Origin of the sequence: Microbacterium testaceum (assembly GCF_029761935.1) — a bacterium.
In the GTDB taxonomy this organism is placed as follows: Bacteria; Actinomycetota; Actinomycetes; order Actinomycetales; family Microbacteriaceae; genus Microbacterium; species Microbacterium testaceum_A.
On the sequence record NZ_CP121699.1, the window covers coordinates 2,954,017 to 2,971,297 of the forward strand.

The following is a 17,281-nucleotide window of genomic DNA, read 5'->3' on the forward strand; positions in this document are numbered from 1 at the left end:
CCCCGCCGTGCCCTGTGCCGGCGGGGTTTTCGCGTGTCCGAGGGGCGCCGCGCCTGCACGATCGTGCAACACGGCGTCATGCGGGAAGGTCCGTGCGCCCGATCGTGTTGTGCTGGAGGGCGCCCTTCGCGCCGACACTCCCGCGCCCGCACCGCGCGGTCCCCACATCACACACGTCTGGAACAGCCATGCCCCGTCGCCGTCTGACCGTCCTCGCCGCCACCCTGGGTCTGAGCGCCCTCGCTCTGACCGCCTGCAGCGGCGGCTCCACCGCAGCGAACCCCGACGCGGGAGCGGACTTCGGCCTCGTCTCGGGCGGCACGCTGACCGTGGCCACCGAGGGGACCTACCGTCCCTTCTCGTACCACGAGGGCGCGGGGGAGCTGACGGGCTTCGACGTCGAGATCGCGAAGGCGGTCGCCGACAAGCTCGGCCTGCAGGTGAAGTTCCAGGAGACCCAGTGGGACGCGATCTTCGCGGGCCTCGACGCCGGTCGCTTCGACGTCATCGCCAACCAGGTCTCGATCAACCCCGAGCGCCAGGAGAAGTACACCTTCAGCTCGCCGTACACCGTCTCGCGGGGTGTCATCGTGACCACCGACAGCGACAGCGCCATCTCGAGCTTCGCCGATCTGTCGGGCAAGACCACCGCCCAGTCGCTCACGAGCAACTGGTACGAACTCGCCACCTCGAGCGGCGCCCAGGTCGAGGCCGTCGAGGGCTGGGCCCAGGCGGTCGCCCTGCTCAAGCAGGGTCGCGTGGACGCCACGGTCAACGACCAGCTGACCTACCTCGACTACGAGAAGACGAACAGCCCCACGGGCCTGAAGATCGCGGCGACCACGGAGGACTCCTCCGAGAGCGCCTTCGCGTTCAAGAAGGGTCAGGACAAGCTGGCGGATGCCGTCGACGGTGCACTCGACGAACTGCGCGCCGATGGAACCCTCGCGTCGATCAGCGACAAATACTTCGGGGCCGACGTCACGAAGTAACCCCTCGGAGTAAACCCCCGCGGATCATCCGCCTTCCCGCCGTAGCGTGGGAGGCGGATGATCCGCTTGCGCGTGAGGAAGGAGGCCCATGAACGACATCTGGACCCTGCTCATCGACTCGTTCTGGCCGATGGTTCTGGCCGGCATCACGGGCACGATCCCGCTGTCCCTGGCCTCGTTCGCGATCGGTCTCGTGATCGCGTTGGCCATGGCGTTGCTGCGGCTGTCGCGGAACGTGGTGCTGTCGGGCGTCGCCCGGTTCTACATCTCGATCATCCGCGGCACGCCCCTGCTGGTGCAGCTGTTCGTGATCTTCTACGGTCTTCCCTCGCTCGGCCTCACGATCGATCCCTTCCCCGCCGCGGTCATCGCCTTCTCGCTGAACGTCGGCGGGTACGCGGCTGAGGTGATCCGCGCCGCGATCCTGTCGGTCCCGCGCGGGCAGTGGGAGGCGGCGCACACGGTGGGGCTCTCGCCGCGCAAGACGCTGACGCGCATCATCCTCCCGCAGGCCGCTCGCGTGTCGGTGCCGCCCCTGTCGAATACGTTCATCTCGCTCGTGAAGGACAGCTCGCTGGCATCCCTCATCCTCGTCACCGAGCTCTTCCGCCAAGCGCAGGCCATCGCGGCCTTCTCGTACGAGTTCATGGCGGTGTACCTCGAAGCCGCGCTGATCTACTGGTTGTTCTGCCTGGTGTTGTCGTTCGGGCAGAACGCCCTGGAAAAGAGGCTGGACCGCCATGTCGCCCACTGACACCGCCCCGCTGCTCGCCGTCTCGGGCCTGCAGAAGAGCTTCGGCACGAACCGCGTGTTGGACGGCGTCGACCTCGAGGTCCGCCGCGGCGACGTGCTCGTCCTGATCGGCCCCTCGGGCTCGGGAAAGACCACGGTCTTGCGTTGCCTGAACGGCCTAGAGACCCCGGATGCCGGTGTGGTGGCGTTCGACGGGGGACCGGTCGTGGACTTCTCGCGCAAGGTGTCCAAGAGCGAGCGCACCGCCCTGCGCGATCGCTCGGCGATGGTCTTCCAGCACCACAACCTCTTTCCGCATCTGACGGTCATCCAGAACGTCATCGAGGGCCCGATCCAGGCGCACGGCGTGCCCAAGGCCGAGGCGATCGCCCGCGCCGAGACGCTGCTGGCGCGCGTGGGTCTGTCGGACAAGCGCGACGCGTATCCGTCCGAGCTGTCCGGTGGCCAGCAGCAGCGCGTGGGCATCGTGCGCGCTCTGGCCCTGCAGCCCTCTCTGCTGCTGTTCGACGAGCCGACGAGCGCCCTCGACCCCGAGCTCGTGGGCGAGGTCCTCACCGTCCTGCGCGAACTCGCGAACGAGGGGTGGACGATGGTCATCGTCACCCACGAACTCGGCTTCGCCCGCGAGGTCGCCGACGAGGTCCTGTTCTTCGACGAGGGGGTCATCGTCGAGCGCGGTGCTCCGTCGGAGCTCTTGCGCCAGCCGAAGAAGGAGCGCACGCAGCGCTTCCTCAACCGGCTGCTGCGTCCCCTCGAGGGACCCGACCCCTCGGACGCCGATCACGCGTGACCTCCTGTCGGGCGGAGTAGCGTCGAGGCATGAGCCGCCTCGAGACCCTGCTCGGCATCGATCTCCCTCTCGTCCTCGGTCCCTTCGGCGGGCTGTCGTCGATCGCGCTGACCGCGGCGGTGAGCGATGGGGGAGGGCTCGGCTCGTACGGCCTCTACGGATATGCGCCCGATCGCATCCACGAGACCGTGGCGCAGCTGCGAGCGTCCACGCCGCGTCCCGTCGCGGTCAACCTGTGGCTTCCGCGCGGTGACGAGGTGTGTCCCGCCGACCTGGACGTGCGGCCGTTCCTCGACGCCGCGGCACCCCTGTTCGCCGCGGCCGGGGTCGAGCTGCCGGAACCCCCGGCATCTTTCCTCCCGCCGATCGCCGCGCAGCTCGACGCGGTCCTCGAGGCGCGTCCGGACGTGCTGAGCGTCGTCTTCGGGATCCCGGATGCCGACACCCTCGACGCCGCGAGGGAGCGTGGGATCCGCGTGATCGGCACCGCGACCACGGTCGCCGAAGCCGTCGCCCTCGAGGCGGCGGGTGTCGACGCCGTCGTCGCGACGGGTTCGGAGGCGGGAGGACACCGGGTGTCGTTCCTGCGGGAGGCGTCGTCGTCGCTCGTCGGCACGTTCGCTCTCGTGCCGCAGGTCGTCGACGCCGTGGACATCCCCGTGATCGCGGCGGGCGGGATCGCCGATCGTCGCGGGGTGGCAGCGGCCTTCGCGCTCGGGGCGGAGGGCGTGCAGGTCGGGACCGCGTTCCTGCGTACCCGTCAGTCGGCGGCCACCGCGGCGCACCGCGAGGCGATCTCGGCGGCGGCCGACACCGACACGGTGCTCACGTGCGCCATGAGCGGGCGGCTGGCGCGTGGCATCCCGAACCGTGCCATGCGCGAGATCGAGGCCTCGGGCCTGATCGCCCCCTTCCCGGCGCAGAACTGGCTCACCGGGGTGTTCCGCGCCGCGGCGACGGCGCGCGGTGACGGCGATCTCGTATCGCTGTGGGCGGGGCAGTCGGCCGGTCTGTCCCGCCTGGATGACGCCGCGGACGTCATCGACGAACTGCGGGCGGGCCTGCCCGGCTGACTCAGGCCGTGGGGCGGATCTCGAATCCGGATGCCGACTCCCCGGTGCCCTCGATCACGTCGACGTCGTCGACGCGGGCTCCGGCCGGTCCGTCGTGCGCCCAGGCGATCACCGTCTCGACGGCGTCGGGGTCTCCGGCGAGGAACGCCTCGACCGAGCCGTCGCGGCGATTGCGCACCCACCCGCCGACACCGAGCCGCTCGGCCTCGGCCCGAAGGGTGTACCGGAAGCCGACACCCTGGACGCGGCCGCTCACCGTCATCGTCGCCGTTCGCATCGGCCCATTCTCCCCGAGCGGCGGCCGATCCGCCGACCGAGCGGTCTCGGCGGTCTCAGTGGGGGAGCACGAGCGAGACGGCGATCGCGCACATCACCACGGCGATGATGCCGTCGAGGATGCGCCACGCGCGGGGAGTGTCGAGCCAGCGGCCGAGGTACCGGGCCCCGTAGCCGAGCGCCGAGAACCACACGAGGCTCGCAGCGCACGCACCCGCCGCGAAGGCCCAGCGTCCGTCACCGTGCGTCGAGGCGACCGATCCGAGCAGGAACACCGTGTCGAGGTAGACGTGCGGATTGAGCCAGGTCAGGGCGAGGCAGGTGAGCACGGCGGTGGCGAGGGTCGTCCGCGCCGGGCGGGTGCGGACCGTCGTGTTCCCGGCATCCCGAGCCGGAGGGGAGGCCGGGGCGCCGGCGTCGAGGTGCAGCGTCGCGCCGCTGGGGCGCAGGGCGCGCCGGGCGGCGAGGAGGCCGTATCCGAGCAGGAACGCCGCTCCCGCCCATCGCACGACGACGATGAGCCACGGCACGGCGTTCAGCACCAAGCCGATGCCCGAGACCCCCAGCAGGATCAGGACCACGTCCGAGAGCGCGCAGACGGCGACGACGGCGAGCAGATGCTCGCGGCGGATGCCCTGTCGCAGGACGAAGAGGTTCTGCGCGCCGATGGCGATGATGAGCGAGAAGCCGAGGCCGAGGCCGGCGAGCAGAGGGGTGAGCACGTCTCGACGTTAGAGCGCCGCTATGACGTAGGCCAGCTCAGGATTATTCAGGACCATTAGCATTCCTTCATGTCGATTCCCCTCGATCTCGCCCGCACCCTCGCCATCGTGGTCGAAGAGGGGACCCTGGATGCCGCAGCCCGACGCCTGCACGTCACCCCCTCGGCCGTGAGTCAACGTGTGCGGGCTCTCGAGGACCAGCTCGGGCGGGTGGTCCTCGTGCGCAGCAAGCCCGTGCGCACCACCGAGGCCGGCGACGCGGTCGTGCGCCTGGCCCGACAGCTCGCCCTGCTCGAGCACGATGCCCTCGCCGCGATCGGCGCCGAGGGTGGGGCGGTGGCATCCGTGCCCCTCGCCGTCAACGCCGACTCGCTCGCGACCTGGTTCCTCCCGCCGCTGGCGCGCGTGGGGGAGCGGCGCGCTGTCGTCTTCGACCTCCACCGCGACGATCAGGACTTCACCGCGGGGCTGCTCGAGTCGGGGACGGTGATGGCCGCGGTCACCTCGCGCGAGGCCCCCGTCGCCGGGTGCCGCGTGCGCCCGCTCGGGGTGCTGAGGTACGAAGCGGTGGCCACCGTCTCGTTCGCCGCGAGATGGTTCGCATCCGGCGTCGACGTCGCGGCCTTGAGCGCCGCCCCCGTGGTCGACTTCGATCGACGCGACGACCTGCAGACGCAGTGGCTCGCGCGCCGCGGGGTCCCCGCGGCGGCTCCGCCCCGGCACCGGGTCCCGGCGTCCCAGGATTTCGCGACGGCCGTCCAGCTGGGCCTCGGGTGGGGACTGCTTCCGGGGTTCCAATCCGACGCGGCGCTGCGCGCGGGCGAACTCGTACGACTCGGCGACGATCCGATCGACGTTCCGCTCTACTGGCAGCAGTGGAACCTCACCTCGCCCCTGCTCGACGAGGTGGCCGACGAGGTCGTCGACGAGGGGCGCCGGATGCTCGCGGGCTGAGGTCAGTCGTCGCTGACGCTGAGCACGATCTTGCCGCGGGTGTGCCCGCGTTCGAGCTCGGTGTGCGCAGCGTCGGCGTCGTCGAGCTCGAAGACGTGCTCGACGTATACGCGCACCGCACCGGAATCGAGGAGGCGGGTGATCGTGGCGAGAGCCCCGCCGTCGGGGATCGTCTTGTAATCGGTGGAGCGGATGCCGCGCTCCGCGGCCGCCTCGCGGAAGCCGGGCCAGGCTCCGGTGGGCACCTCGATGAGGAGTCCGCCCGGGCGCACCACCTCGAGGGACCGCGTCCCCGTGTCGTCGGAGACGTTGCCGATCAGGTCGATCACGACGTCGACATCGTCGACGACCTCTTCGAACCGGACGGAGGTGTAATCGATCACCTCGGCGGCCCCGAGCTCTCGGAGCCAGTCCAGGTTGCGCGGGGAGCCCGTCGCGATCACGTGAGCCCCGAAATAGGCGGCGAACTGCACCGCGAAGTGGCCGACACCGCCGCTTCCCGCGTGCACGAGGATGCGCTGGCCCTGGTGCGCGAGGGCCGTTTCGACGACGATGCCCCACGCGGTGAGCGCGGCCACCGGAACCCCGGCGGCCTCGACGTGCGAGAGCGACGCCGGTTTGCGCGCGAGCGAGAGGGTGGGCACCACGACGTACTCGGCGTACGACCCGCTCGTGCGCGGCACGGTGGCCATGCCGTAGACCTCGGTGCCGACGGGGAAGGGGTGCGCGTCGAACGGTGCCCGCACGACCACGCCGCTGACGTCGAGACCCAGGACGGCGGGCCACGACGAGATCGCCCCGGACAGACCGCGCCCGGCGCGGGTCTTCGCGTCGATGGGATTGATCCCGGCGGCGACCACCCGGACCAGCACCTCGCTGAGCACCGGAACGGGCACGGCGACCTCCGCCACGCGGAGGGCGTCGGCCGCGCCCGGGGCGTCGAGGACCACCGCACGCATCGTCTCGGGAACCGGGGGGACGGGCTGAAGGGCGGTCTCGGGACGCGTCGATCGGAATCTCATCGGGCGCTCTCTCTCGCTGCGGTCGCTCCGCGGCGACCTCGCCGCGGTCCCCACAGTCAACCCCGGGATTGTCTCGGCGGTGTTACGCCTCGGTCACCGTGTCGCGAAGCCCGGGTCCGCGGCATCCATCCCCGTCGTCCCGTGCGCAACAGTGAAGCCGCGCGCGCGGTCAGTCGCGGACGGGAACTTCGCCGACGGCGAGAGCGTGCAGCAGCGTGGAGAGGTGGCGGATGTCGTCGATCGTCCAGTCGGCGATCGCGTCGAACAAGCGGCTCTCGTGAGGGGCGCGAGCTTCCGCGAGGCGCGCGTGACCGACCTCGGTGACGGCGATGAGCCGCGAGCGGCGGTCGGTGGGGTCCGGCGTGCGGGTGACGAGGCCGAGGTCTTCGAGCTCGGTGATCGAGCGGCTGAGGAACCCCTTGTCGGCGGCCAGACGCTCGGCCAGGGCCGAGAGGGTGAGCGGCCCGAAGCGGCTGACGACCGAGAGGGCCTTGAACGTCGCCGGCAGCATTCCCGGGCTCACGCGTTCCGCCGCCTCGGAGACGAAGCGGCGGAACACGGTCATGAGCTCCGAGAACGACGATTCCAGGGCCTGTACGGCCTCGCGGCGCTCGTCGTCCTTATCGCTCGTCACGTCAGCCATCCTCTCCCATCTCGGCCTCACGGCGTGCACGGCGCGGGGAGCCGGCATCCTGTGTCGGGATGGTGCCGGTGGCGGAGAGCGTCGCCATGGCCTCGGGGACGGACACGGTGGCGAAGTCGGCCTCGCTCGCGGCGACGCGCTCGGTGGTCGTCATGCGGGTCAGGGGGCGGTTCGGCAGGAACAGGATCGCGATGAGGCTCACCACCGCGACGGGCACCGCGATGAGGAACGAGTGCGCGATCGATTGGGCGTAGATGTCCTCGACGATGACGCGCACGCCCTCGGGGAGGGCCGAGACCTGCGGGATGGCTCCCGACTGCAGGTTCTGCGCGACCGCGGCTCCGTCGGCGCCGAGGGCGACGATGGCGGCCTTCAGGTCCGCGGCGCGGTCGGTGAACAGGCTGGTCGCCATGCTCGCCAGGGCCGCGCCCATGACCGAGACGCCGATCGTGCCGCCGAGGCTGCGGAAGAACGTCACGCCCGAGCTCGCGGCACCCATCTGCGACGGGTTGGCGGTGTTCTGCACGATGAGCACGAGGTTCTGCATCGTCATGCCGACGCCGGCGCCCAGCAGGGCCATGTAGAGCGACACGAGGGCGAAGTTGGTGTCGTAGTGGACGGTCGACAGCAGGAACGTTCCCGCGATCAGCAGCACGCCGCCGGCGATGAGGAACGGCTTCCAGTGACCGAAGCGCGAGATGAGCGCACCGACGACGATCGACGAGACGAGCAGGCCGCCGATCATCGGGATGGTCATGACGCCGGCCTCGGTGGGCGTGGCACCACGTGCCATCTGCATGTACTGGCTGAGGAACACCGAGGTGCCGAACATCGCCAGGCCCGTCGCGATCGAGGCGATCGTGGCGAGGGTGAAGGTGGCGTCACGGAACAGCGTCAGCGGCACGAGGGGCTCGGAGGAGCGCAGCTCGACGACCACGAAGAGGATCGCGGCCACGACGGCCCCGCCGACCATGAGGACGGTCTCGGTGCTGGCCCACTCGAAGGTGCTGCCGGCGTTGGTGACCCAGATGAGCAGCAGCGACACGGCGGCCGAGAGCAGCACGATGCCGAGGTAGTCGATCTTGACCTTGCGGGCGGCACGGACGGGCAGGTGCAGCGTGCGCTGCTGGATCAGCAGGGCGGCGACGGCGAAGGGGAGGGCGACGAAGAAGTTCCAGCGCCATCCGAAGGCGTCGGTGATGACACCGCCGAGCAGGGGGCCGCCGACCGTGGCGACGGCCATCACCGCGCCGAAGAGGCCCATGTACCGGCCACGCTCGCGTGGGCTGATGATGTCGGCCATGATCACCTGGCTCAGGGCGGCGAGGCCGCCGGCGCCGAGACCCTGCACCGCGCGGAACCCGATCAGCATGTCGGTGTTCTGCGAGAACCCGGCGGCGGCGGTGGCGAGTACGAAGATCGCGATGGCGATCTGGATGAGCACCTTGCGGTTGAACAGGTCGGCGAGCTTGCCCCAGATCGGGGTCGAGATCGCGGTGGTGAGCAGGGTCGCGGTGATGACCCAGGTGTACGCGTTCTGGTCGCCCGATAGGTCGTGCACGATGACCGGCAGCGACGTCGAGACGACGGTGGAGGCGAGCATCGACACGAAGGTGCCGAGCAGCAGGCCGATGAGGGCCGGGAGGACGCGCCGCTGGGCGGGCGCCTCGAGAGAAGAGGTTGTCATGCGGGAGCTCCACGAAAGGGGACGGATGCCGCGACGACGATGGCGCGATTAGTTGACTGATGTCAACGATACGCCTATTGATTGACTTGCGTCAACCATTAATCGAGGAGAGCGAGAGCGCGGTACCTCTCCGTGGGCTCCGGACGGACCGGTTCAGGGCGCGGCTGGCGCGCCTCCATCGTGCGGCGGTAGAGCTCGTCGATGAGCGAGGTCGCGAGGCCCACGAGCTTGGCGATCTCGCGGTCGTCTCGATCGATCCACTGGCACCGCGGTTCGTCGTGCAGGGGGACGAAGCCGTCGTGCTGCTCCCAGGCGACGAGGGTGCGCTCGGCGCCCAGCACGTGCTGCTGCCACCAGATCTGACGCATGTAGGTCTTCGGGATCGAGCGCCACGCCTTGTTCGTCGTCTTGATCTCGGCGAGCACGATGCGGCCCTCGCCGTCGACGACGACACCGTCGGGGGTCGCGAGATGACGCTTCTCGACGACCGCGTGATACAGCGCCGAGGAGGGGCGGATGCCGTGGGTCGCCGCCACCCAGGCGGCGATCTCGGGCTCGCGACGCCGACCGTGGGCCGTGAAGGCGTTGCCCGAGAAGTTCGAGCCCATGAGCTTGGCATCCGCCGCCCGTGCGATGGCTTTGGGGCTGGTCAGCGTGGCGACGTCGGTCGCGGTGATGCCCCGGCTGCGCGCGCGGATCCAGGCGACGCGATCGCGCGAGTCCGCGACGATGCGGGCGTCGAGGTCGGCGCTACGCGATGCGACGAGCTCGGGGGACATGCGTTCGACCCTAACCCCGCTCGCCCGTGGAGCGCATGCGAGGCGCGGCGCGTCGGCATCCGGGGTCTTGTGCCGCAGGTAAGGGTGACCTAAGTTGTCTGCATGGATTCGGAATCGTCCTCTCTGCGCCGCCCCGACGGGGGGCTCTGGCGCGACCTGGAGGGGGTCGTCCTGCTCGGCGGAGACGCCCGGAACGTCACTGAGATGCGTCGGATCGCCGGGGCGCTGTCGCCCCACGTGCACGCGACCGTGCTGGTCGAGGTGTGCGGCGCGGTGGAGATCGAACCGTTCGACACCGGGGCCGGCCGGGTGAGCTGGCTGGACCGGACGCTCGACGGTGAGCTGCGCCCGCGCGGCGAGCGGCTGGCACAGGCGATCCACGCGTGGTGCGCCGAGTGGGCCTGCGGAGACGCACCCCTCTGCACGGTGTGGCTCGGCGCCCGCACGCCCTCGCGCATCGTGCGCATGACCCGCGCCCTGCTGCCCGAGCCTCGCGTCTCCTGACGCGGCGCCCCGCGGGGGTGTCGTCGCCGTCGCCGGGGTGCCGCCGCCGTCGGCATGCGGTCGTCTCCCACCTTTCCGCTGCGGTGCTCCATGGTCTTCCGCTGTACCGATTCCGGGAGCAGCGCGTGCAGATGGTGGTCCCCCGCTCTGCGCATCCGCCCAGCGGGTCGTACGTCCGCCGGCACACCAGTGCTCTGGACGAGGACGATGTCGTCGACGTCGACGGCATCCGGTGCACCTCGATCGAGCGGACGGTGTTCGACGTCTCTCGGACCGAGACGCGGGAGATGGCCTTGTCGTGCGTCGACGGGGCTCTTCGTCGCGCCGCGGTGGAACGTCGGCGGCTGCGTGCCGATGTGCAGGACGCCTGGCGTCAGCGCCTGCGGGAGCGTGTCGCCCGTGCGCGGGGGCAGCGAGGGGTGCGTGACGCGAGCTGGGTCGTCGAGTTCGCCGACGGTCGTGCGGAGCTGCCCGGAGAGAGCGTGAGTCGGCTCCAGCTGCATCGGCTCGGCTTCCGTGACCTCGATCTGCAGGTGGCCGTCGCCGGGCCGCGAGGTTCGGACTACTTCGTCGATATCGGGCTGCGTCAGGTCCGCACCTTCTGGGAGTTCGACGGCGAGGTGAAGTACCGCGACGTCGCGATGAGGCAGGGGCGCTCGATCGAGGACGTGGTGCTCGAGGAGAAGCGCCGCGAAGACTGGATCCGGGGCGTCACGCAATGGCGGCTGTGCCGCTGGGCTTCGCGGACATCGCGACACCGGAGACGCTTGCTGCGCGCCTGTTCGCTTTCGGTGTGCATCCGCCGCGGTGACTCCCCGGCGGTCGGCGACGCCGCCGTCAGGACGCACTCGTCTGACGAAGGTGCATTCGTGTGCGGGCAAACGGGTGCGGCCTCGACGATCGGGTGCGGTCTCGACGCTCGGGTGCCGTCACGGGCGGGCGGCGAGGGGCGCGGAGTGGCGAGGGCGTGGGGGATCGGGTACAGTGGGGGTCAAGCCAAAGACCGTCGGTCATCGTCGTGCTCGCACGTCGATCGAAGCGTCTGCTGAAACGCAGAGGACCTACGCAGGTAAACGAATCTCTTCCGAGCTCCGTGCGCCTGCGCCGGAGCTCTTCTTTTTGTCCAGACCCCGGTGTCTTCGGCCGGCGCCCCGTCATCGCGGAGCGCCTCGTACCCATCAAGGAGTGACCATGGCGCAGAAGGATGCATCGGTCGCCGAGCTCACGAAGAACTTCGAGAGCTCGAACGCCGTCCTGCTGACCGAGTACCGCGGTCTGACGGTTGCCCAGCTCAAGCAGCTGCGCAACAACATCCGTCAGGACGCGGACTACGCCGTGGTGAAGAACACGCTGACCAAGATCGCCGCGAACAACGCGGGGATCACGGCGCTCGACGACGACCTCAAGGGTCCGTCGGCCGTGGCGTTCGTGCACGGTGACTTCGTCGCCACCGCTAAGGCTTTGCGTGACTTCGCCAAGGCGAACCCGCTTCTCGTGATCAAGGGTGGCGTCTTCGAGGGCAACGCCCTCAGCGCCGCCGAGGTCGACAAGTACGCCTCCCTGGAGAGCCGTGAGGTTCTGCTGGCAAAGGCCGCGGGCATGATGAAGGCGACGATGGGCAAGGCTGCGGCCACCATCGACGCCCTCCGCGAGAAGCTGGAGACCGCCGAGGCTGCCTGAGCCCCGCACGGTCTTCACCCCACAAACCCCACCTATTAGGAGAAACATCATGGCGAAGCTCACCACTGACGAGCTGCTCGACCAGTTCGCTGGTCTGACCCTTGTCGAGCTCAGCGAGTTCGTGAAGGCGTTCGAGGAGAAGTTCGACGTCACCGCTGCCGCTCCGGTCGCCGTTGCCGGCGCTGCCGGTGGCGCGGGCGCCGCAGAGGCCGAGGAAGAGAAGGACTCGTTCGACGTCATCCTCGAGGCTGCCGGCGACAAGAAGATCCAGGTCATCAAGACGGTCCGCGAGCTCACCTCGCTCGGCCTCGGCGAGGCCAAGGCCGTCGTCGATGGTGCTCCCAAGGCCGTGCTCGAGGGCGCGAACAAGGAAGCCGCCGAGAAGGCCAAGGAGGCCCTCGAGGCTGCCGGCGCCACGGTGACCCTGAAGTAATCTCGCTTCGAGCGGTCGCGTCACCGCGATAAACGAAGGCCCGGATGCCATGGCATCCGGGCCTTCGTCGTTTCTCGTGAGCGTCGGGAGCGGTCGGCCGATCGGGGGCCCGGCGCCCGGACGGGTGTGAGACCCGGTTTCATGCGACGAGGAACCGATGTTCACCTGATCGAAATAAAGAAGTCTGGGAAAAGGGTATGGGGATCGTTTACGGTCGTTGAGACCCCCCGTCGATTCCCCCACCGCCGACGTCGCCTTGCGCGCGCCGGTACTTGGAGACCCATGCCTTCCGATGCTTCGCGCGTGTCCGCACGCCGTTTCACCACCGCACTGAGCGCCGCCCTCGGCGTCGCCCTGCTCGGCTCAGCGATCGTGCCGCTCCCGGCTTCGGCCGCCGTCGGCTCGAAGGTGGTGATCAACGAGGCCTACGTGAAGGGCGGGAGCGCCGGCGCCTTCTACAACAAGAAGTTCGTCGAGCTCTATAACGCGGGCGACACGGCGCAAGATCTGAGCGGCTGGTCGCTCCAGTACCGCGCCACCGCGAACGTGAGCACGGGTAACGTGCAGAAGCTGACGGGCTCGATTGCCGCGGGAGGCTACTACCTCATCGCTCTTCCGGGCAACGAGAATGAAGCCAACGGTGCTCAGCTGCCCGCTGCGGACGTGACCAGCAAGACCGTCACCCCCTCGGGGACGAACGGCCAGCTTTTCCTCGCCAACGTCGGTGAGGCGATCGCCCCGGCAGAGGGCAAGGTCGCTGACGCCCGTGTGGTCGACTTCCTCGGATACGGCACGGCCAAGAGTTTCGAGACGGCTCCCGCGATCGTCGACGGGGCCAACAGCAAGCCCAACGCTCTCGTCCGCACCGACTTCGTCGACACCGACGACAACTCGAAGGACTTCACCAACACCACGACGGTCACGCCGCAGAGCTCGGGCCGGACCACGCCCACCCCCGACCCGTCGGGCTCGGCATCGCCGTCGCCCTCGCCGTCCGCCTCGGCGACGCAGGCGCCCCCGGTCACGCCGGGCGCGGTCGTCCCGATCAGCGAGATCCAGGGCACCGGCGCAACCACGCCGCTCGCCGGCCAGACCGTCACCACGCGCGGCATCGTGACCGCCGCGTACCCGACCGGCGGCTACAACGGCTTCTTCATCCAGACCCCCGGTACCGGTGGCGAGATCGATCCGAAGACGCACACGGCATCCGACGCGATCTTCGTCTACGGCTCGGCCGCGACCGCCACGGTCGCGATCGGCCAGCACGTCGAGGTGACGGGAACCGCTGACGAGTTCTCGGGCCAGACGCAGATCTCCGCCGAGCCCGCGGGGGTGAGCGCGCTCACCGAGCAGGCCGCCGCCGTGCAGCCCGCCAAGATCTCGTGGCCGAAGACAGACGAGGAGCGCGAGCGCTTCGAGGGCATGCTCCTCGCGCCGCAGGGCGACTTCACCGTCACGAACTCGTACTCGACCAACCAGTACGCCGAGGTCGGCCTCGCTGCCGGCACCACGCCGCTGCGCACTCCCACCGACGTCGCGCGGCCGGGCACCCTTGACTACGACGGAGCCGTCGCCGACAACGCCGCCCGCGGCGTCGTCCTCGACGACGGTGCGTCGATCAACTTCCTGAACGACGCCAACAAGGGCATCCCCCTGCCGTACGTGTCGCTGACGAAGCCCGTGCGCGTGGGCGCCCCGACGACGTTCACGAAGCCGGTCATCCTCGACTACCGCAACAACACCTGGAAGTTCCAGCCGACGCAGCAGCTCACGGTCGACAACGCGGAGAAGGTCCAGCCGGCGACCTTCGCGAACACCCGCACCACGGCACCCGCGCCGGTCGGCGGCGATCTGAAGATCTCGAGCTTCAACGTCCTGAACTACTTCACCACCACCGCCGCGAGCGTCAACTGCGCCTCGGTGTACAAGGACCGCGCGGGCAACCCGGTCACGGCGAACACGTGCCCCGCTCCCGGCCCTCGCGGCGCCGCGAACGACGAGAACCTCACGCGCCAGCAGGACAAGATCGTCGCCGCCATCAACGGTCTCGGTGCCGACGTCGTCTCGCTCGAAGAGATCGAGAACTCCGCGAAGTTCGGCAAGAACCGCGACGCGGCGCTGTCCACCCTGGTCGGTGCCCTCAACGCCGCGCTCGGTTCGGAGCAGTGGGCCTTCGTCCCCTCGCCCGCGGCCCTGCCCGCGACCGAGGACGTGATCCGCACGGCCTTCATCTACAAGAAGGCCGTGGCCGCTCCCGTCGGCGACAGCGTCATCCTCGACGACGCCGCGTTCCGCAACGCACGCCAACCGCTCGCGCAGGCGTTCGCCCCGGTCGCGTTCCCGGATGCCAAGATCCTGGCGATCGTGAACCACTTCAAGTCGAAGGGCGACAGCGACCCCAAGGCGACGGGCGACAACGCCAACGGCATCCAGGGTGCGTTCAACGGCGATCGGGTGCGTCAGGCGGAGGCCCTCGGGAACTTCGCGAAGACCCGCTCGGCCGCGGTCGGCACCGACGACGTGTTCCTGCTCGGCGACTTCAACTCCTACTCGCAGGAAGACCCGATCCAGAAGCTGCGCGATTTCGGCTTCGAGCCGCTCGAGGCGGGCACCGGAAAGTACTCGTACTCGTTCAGCGGTCAGTCGGGTTCGCTCGATCACGTGCTGGCCTCGCCCTCCGCGCGCGAGCTGGTGACGGGCGCCGACATCTGGAACATCAACGCCGTCGAGGCCCTGGCCCTGGAGTACAGCCGCTACAACTACAACGCGCTGAACTTCTACGACACGACGCCCTACCGCTCCAGCGATCACGACCCGGTCATCGTGGGTCTCGACCTGTCTCCGACGACCCAGGTGAACCTGGTCGGCATCAACGACTTCCACGGTCGGATCGACGCCAACACCGTCCGGTTCGCCGGGACCGTCGAGCAGGTTCGCGCGCAGTACGGCGAGAGGAACTCGCTGTTCATCTCCAACGGCGACAACATCGGCGCCTCGGTGTTCGCCTCGTCGTACTTCGGTGACAAGCCGACCATCGACGTGCTGAACGCGCTCGAGCTGAAGGCCTCGGCCGCGGGAAACCACGAGTTCGACAAGGGCGCGAACGACCTCACCGATCGCGTCGACGGTCTCGCCGACTTCCCGTACCTGGCCGCGAACGTCTTCGCGGACGGCAAGCCTCTGCTGCAGGAGTACGCGATCTTCGAGGTCGACGGTGTGCGCGTCGGCGTCATCGGAGCCATCACGGAGTCGACCCCGACGCTGGTCACGCCCAGCGGCATCCAGGGGATCGAATTCCGCGAGCCCGTCGCCGAGGTGAATCGCGTCGTCGCCGAGATCGACGACCAGGTCGACGTGATCGTCGCCCAGTACCACAAGGGCTCCGGTGCCGGTCAGGCCACGACGACTCTCGAGCAGGCCGTCGCGGCCGGGGGACCGTTCGCGAAGATCGTGAACGAGACCTCCCCCGAGGTGGATGCCATCTTCACCGGCCACACGCACCAGCTGTACGCGTGGGACGCGCCGATCCCCGGCCGTGAGGGCACGCGCCCGATCGTCCAGACGGGCAACTACGGCGAGAACGTCGGTCAGATCGTGCTCGACGTCGATGCGCAGGGCGACGTGGTCAATCACACCGCGCGGAACGTCGCGCGCCTCGGGGGCAAGGACGCGGCCGTCAACGCGGCTCTCGACGCGGAACTCGTCCGCACCTACCCTCGCGTCGCGAAGGTGGACGGGATCGTGAAGGCGGCCCGTGCCGAAGCCGACGTGGTCGGACAGCAGCAGGTGGGGTCGGTCAGTGCCGACATCACGACGGCCTTCAGCGGCGGCGCGTACGTCGACGGCGTCTACACCGGTGGCACGCGCGGCGATCGGACGAAGCAGTCGGCTCTCGGCGGGCTCGTGGCCGACGCGCTGCTCGACTCGCTGGATGATGCCGACCGAGGCGGTGCCGAGATCTCGTTCGTCAACGCGGGCGGCCTGCGCGACGAGTTGCTCTACGGGACCGACGGCGGTGTGGTCACGCTCGCCGAGGCGAACGCGGTCCTGCCCTTCCTCAACAACCTGTGGACCACGACCCTCACCGGCGACCAGGTGCGTCAGGTCCTCGAGCAGCAGTGGGGCGACTTCTCGAAGCGCGCCGACAACGCGAACCTGTCGCTCGGTGTCTCGGAGAACCTCCGCTACACCTACGACGCGGCGCTCCCCGCGGGGCAGCGCATCACCGGAGTCTGGATCGACGGCGTGCCCGTCGACCCGGCGAAGGGGTACCGTGTGGGCTCGTTCAACTTCCTGCTCGGCGGAGGAGACAGCTTCTCGGTCTTCGCGAAGGGAACCGACACGCGCGACTCGGGTCTCATCGACCGCGACGCGTGGATCCGGTACCTGGACGAGAACCGAGGGTTGACCCCCGACTTCACCGCGCGTGGCGTGCAGGTGTCGGGTGCTCGCGCCGCGGCACCGGGCACCGATCTCACGGTGACGGTGTCGAACCTGGACCTCACCTCGCTCGGCGCGCCGGCCAACACGACGCTCGACGCTTCGTTCGGCGCCGAGACGGTGTCGCCCCGCGCGACGGCGCGGACGATGGCCCTCGCCGCCCCGTCGGCGCGAGTCGCGGCGCTCGCCGCGCCCGCGGCGGCCGGCGTCGCGGTGGTCGACGGCTCGGCGACCGTGACCGTGGGAGTGCCCGCGGACGCCGTCGGGACCCTGCAGCTGCGCCTGACCGCGCAGCCCACCGGGACCGCCGTGGTGGTGCCCGTGCAGGTGACCGCGGCCGGTGACGGTGCCGGCGGGGGCGCGGGCCAGGGCCAGAACGGGTCCGGTCGGGGCTCGGCGTCCGGCTCGCTGCCGACGACGGGCGCCGACACGACGTGGATGGGTGCGGGCGTGCTCGCCGCGCTCGCGCTGCTGGGGCTCGGCCTCGTGTCCCGCCGACGGGCCACGCGTCGCGCCGACTGATCAGCGAGAG

At 69.8% G+C, this 17,281-nt stretch carries 16 protein-coding genes; 10 read left to right on the forward strand and 6 right to left on the reverse strand.

Annotated elements, in window-relative coordinates; genetic code table 11:
• Positions 1 to 188: 188 nt before the first annotated feature.
• From QBE02_RS14165 to QBE02_RS14180, 4 genes are all read left to right on the forward strand, one after another.
• Positions 189 to 992, forward strand: a complete 804-nt coding sequence (locus QBE02_RS14165) for an amino acid ABC transporter substrate-binding protein (protein ID WP_279366291.1) — start codon at positions 189 to 191, stop codon at positions 990 to 992.
• Between the two features lie 88 nt (positions 993 to 1,080).
• Positions 1,081 to 1,746 (forward strand): amino acid ABC transporter permease, encoded by a 666-nt coding sequence (locus tag QBE02_RS14170; RefSeq protein WP_279366292.1) that lies wholly within the window; start codon positions 1,081 to 1,083, stop codon positions 1,744 to 1,746.
• On the forward strand, positions 1,733 to 2,536 hold the full coding sequence (locus QBE02_RS14175) for an amino acid ABC transporter ATP-binding protein (RefSeq protein WP_279366293.1): 804 nt from the start codon (positions 1,733 to 1,735) through the stop codon (positions 2,534 to 2,536). The genes QBE02_RS14170 and QBE02_RS14175 overlap by 14 nt, the downstream gene beginning before the upstream one ends.
• 29 nt (positions 2,537 to 2,565) lie before the next feature.
• Positions 2,566 to 3,609, forward strand: a complete 1,044-nt coding sequence (locus QBE02_RS14180) for an NAD(P)H-dependent flavin oxidoreductase (protein WP_279366294.1) — start codon at positions 2,566 to 2,568, stop codon at positions 3,607 to 3,609.
• 1 nt (position 3,610) lies between these two features.
• Here QBE02_RS14180 and QBE02_RS14185 read toward each other — a convergent pair whose 3' ends face one another.
• The gene (locus tag QBE02_RS14185) at positions 3,611 to 3,886 is read right to left on the reverse strand and encodes an acylphosphatase (RefSeq protein WP_279366295.1); all 276 of its coding nucleotides are present in this window, start codon (positions 3,884 to 3,886) and stop codon (positions 3,611 to 3,613) included.
• Between the two features lie 55 nt (positions 3,887 to 3,941).
• A complete protein-coding gene (lysE, locus tag QBE02_RS14190; RefSeq protein WP_279366296.1) occupies positions 3,942 to 4,607 on the reverse strand; it encodes an L-lysine exporter in 666 nt (221 codons plus the stop codon).
• 69 nt (positions 4,608 to 4,676) lie between these two features.
• Between lysE and QBE02_RS14195 the strand changes: the two genes are divergently transcribed.
• The gene (locus QBE02_RS14195; RefSeq protein ID WP_279366297.1) at positions 4,677 to 5,561 is read left to right on the forward strand and encodes a LysR family transcriptional regulator ArgP; all 885 of its coding nucleotides are present in this window, start codon (positions 4,677 to 4,679) and stop codon (positions 5,559 to 5,561) included.
• Positions 5,562 to 5,563: 2 nt separating this feature from the next.
• On the opposite strand, the gene QBE02_RS14200 is transcribed toward QBE02_RS14195, so the two are convergent.
• From QBE02_RS14200 to QBE02_RS14215, 4 genes are all read right to left on the reverse strand, one after another.
• Positions 5,564 to 6,583, reverse strand: a complete 1,020-nt coding sequence (locus QBE02_RS14200) for an NADP-dependent oxidoreductase (RefSeq protein WP_279366298.1) — start codon at positions 6,581 to 6,583, stop codon at positions 5,564 to 5,566.
• A 169-nt stretch (positions 6,584 to 6,752) separates the two neighbouring features.
• On the reverse strand, positions 6,753 to 7,226 hold the full coding sequence (locus QBE02_RS14205; protein ID WP_056230333.1) for a MarR family winged helix-turn-helix transcriptional regulator: 474 nt from the start codon (positions 7,224 to 7,226) through the stop codon (positions 6,753 to 6,755).
• On the reverse strand, positions 7,219 to 8,913 hold the full coding sequence (locus QBE02_RS14210) for an MDR family MFS transporter (RefSeq protein ID WP_279366299.1): 1,695 nt from the start codon (positions 8,911 to 8,913) through the stop codon (positions 7,219 to 7,221). The genes QBE02_RS14205 and QBE02_RS14210 overlap by 8 nt, the downstream gene beginning before the upstream one ends.
• A 98-nt stretch (positions 8,914 to 9,011) precedes the next feature.
• Entirely contained in the window at positions 9,012 to 9,692 is a 681-nt protein-coding gene (locus tag QBE02_RS14215; RefSeq protein WP_279366300.1) for a YqaJ viral recombinase family protein, read from the reverse strand.
• 102 nt (positions 9,693 to 9,794) lie between these two features.
• Between QBE02_RS14215 and QBE02_RS14220 the strand changes: the two genes are divergently transcribed.
• The 5 genes from QBE02_RS14220 (at position 9,795) to QBE02_RS14240 (ending at position 17,271) form a co-directional block, all read left to right on the forward strand.
• The gene (locus tag QBE02_RS14220) at positions 9,795 to 10,196 is read left to right on the forward strand and encodes a hypothetical protein (RefSeq protein WP_279366301.1); all 402 of its coding nucleotides are present in this window, start codon (positions 9,795 to 9,797) and stop codon (positions 10,194 to 10,196) included.
• A 125-nt stretch (positions 10,197 to 10,321) separates the two neighbouring features.
• Positions 10,322 to 11,245, forward strand: a complete 924-nt coding sequence (locus QBE02_RS14225) for a hypothetical protein (protein WP_279366302.1) — start codon at positions 10,322 to 10,324, stop codon at positions 11,243 to 11,245.
• Between the two features lie 142 nt (positions 11,246 to 11,387).
• Positions 11,388 to 11,876 (forward strand): 50S ribosomal protein L10, encoded by a 489-nt coding sequence (gene rplJ / locus QBE02_RS14230; RefSeq protein ID WP_144785843.1) that lies wholly within the window; start codon positions 11,388 to 11,390, stop codon positions 11,874 to 11,876.
• A gap of 49 nt (positions 11,877 to 11,925) precedes the next feature.
• Positions 11,926 to 12,309 (forward strand): 50S ribosomal protein L7/L12, encoded by a 384-nt coding sequence (rplL, locus tag QBE02_RS14235; RefSeq protein WP_056230314.1) that lies wholly within the window; start codon positions 11,926 to 11,928, stop codon positions 12,307 to 12,309.
• Positions 12,310 to 12,612: 303 nt separating this feature from the next.
• Complete coding sequence (locus tag QBE02_RS14240; RefSeq protein WP_279366303.1) at positions 12,613 to 17,271, forward strand: ExeM/NucH family extracellular endonuclease; 4,659 nt, start codon at positions 12,613 to 12,615, stop codon at positions 17,269 to 17,271.
• Positions 17,272 to 17,281 lie beyond the last annotated feature (10 nt).

Excerpts from the sequence above, each read along its gene's own strand:
- QBE02_RS14165 (WP_279366291.1), top strand. The coding sequence starts at position 189 with ATGCCCCGTCGCCGTCTGACCGTCCTCGCCGCCACCCTGGGTCTGAGC.
- QBE02_RS14170 (WP_279366292.1), top strand. The coding sequence starts at position 1,081 with ATGAACGACATCTGGACCCTGCTCATCGACTCGTTCTGGCCGATGGTT.
- QBE02_RS14175 (WP_279366293.1), top strand. The coding sequence starts at position 1,733 with ATGTCGCCCACTGACACCGCCCCGCTGCTCGCCGTCTCGGGCCTGCAG.
- QBE02_RS14180 (WP_279366294.1), top strand. The coding sequence starts at position 2,566 with ATGAGCCGCCTCGAGACCCTGCTCGGCATCGATCTCCCTCTCGTCCTC.
- QBE02_RS14185 (WP_279366295.1), bottom strand. The coding sequence starts at position 3,886 with ATGCGAACGGCGACGATGACGGTGAGCGGCCGCGTCCAGGGTGTCGGC.
- QBE02_RS14195 (WP_279366297.1), top strand. The coding sequence starts at position 4,677 with ATGTCGATTCCCCTCGATCTCGCCCGCACCCTCGCCATCGTGGTCGAA.
- QBE02_RS14200 (WP_279366298.1), bottom strand. The coding sequence starts at position 6,583 with ATGAGATTCCGATCGACGCGTCCCGAGACCGCCCTTCAGCCCGTCCCC.
- QBE02_RS14205 (WP_056230333.1), bottom strand. The coding sequence starts at position 7,226 with ATGGCTGACGTGACGAGCGATAAGGACGACGAGCGCCGCGAGGCCGTA.
- QBE02_RS14210 (WP_279366299.1), bottom strand. The coding sequence starts at position 8,913 with ATGACAACCTCTTCTCTCGAGGCGCCCGCCCAGCGGCGCGTCCTCCCG.
- QBE02_RS14215 (WP_279366300.1), bottom strand. The coding sequence starts at position 9,692 with ATGTCCCCCGAGCTCGTCGCATCGCGTAGCGCCGACCTCGACGCCCGC.
- QBE02_RS14220 (WP_279366301.1), top strand. The coding sequence starts at position 9,795 with ATGGATTCGGAATCGTCCTCTCTGCGCCGCCCCGACGGGGGGCTCTGG.
- rplJ (WP_144785843.1), top strand. The coding sequence starts at position 11,388 with ATGGCGCAGAAGGATGCATCGGTCGCCGAGCTCACGAAGAACTTCGAG.
- rplL (WP_056230314.1), top strand. The coding sequence starts at position 11,926 with ATGGCGAAGCTCACCACTGACGAGCTGCTCGACCAGTTCGCTGGTCTG.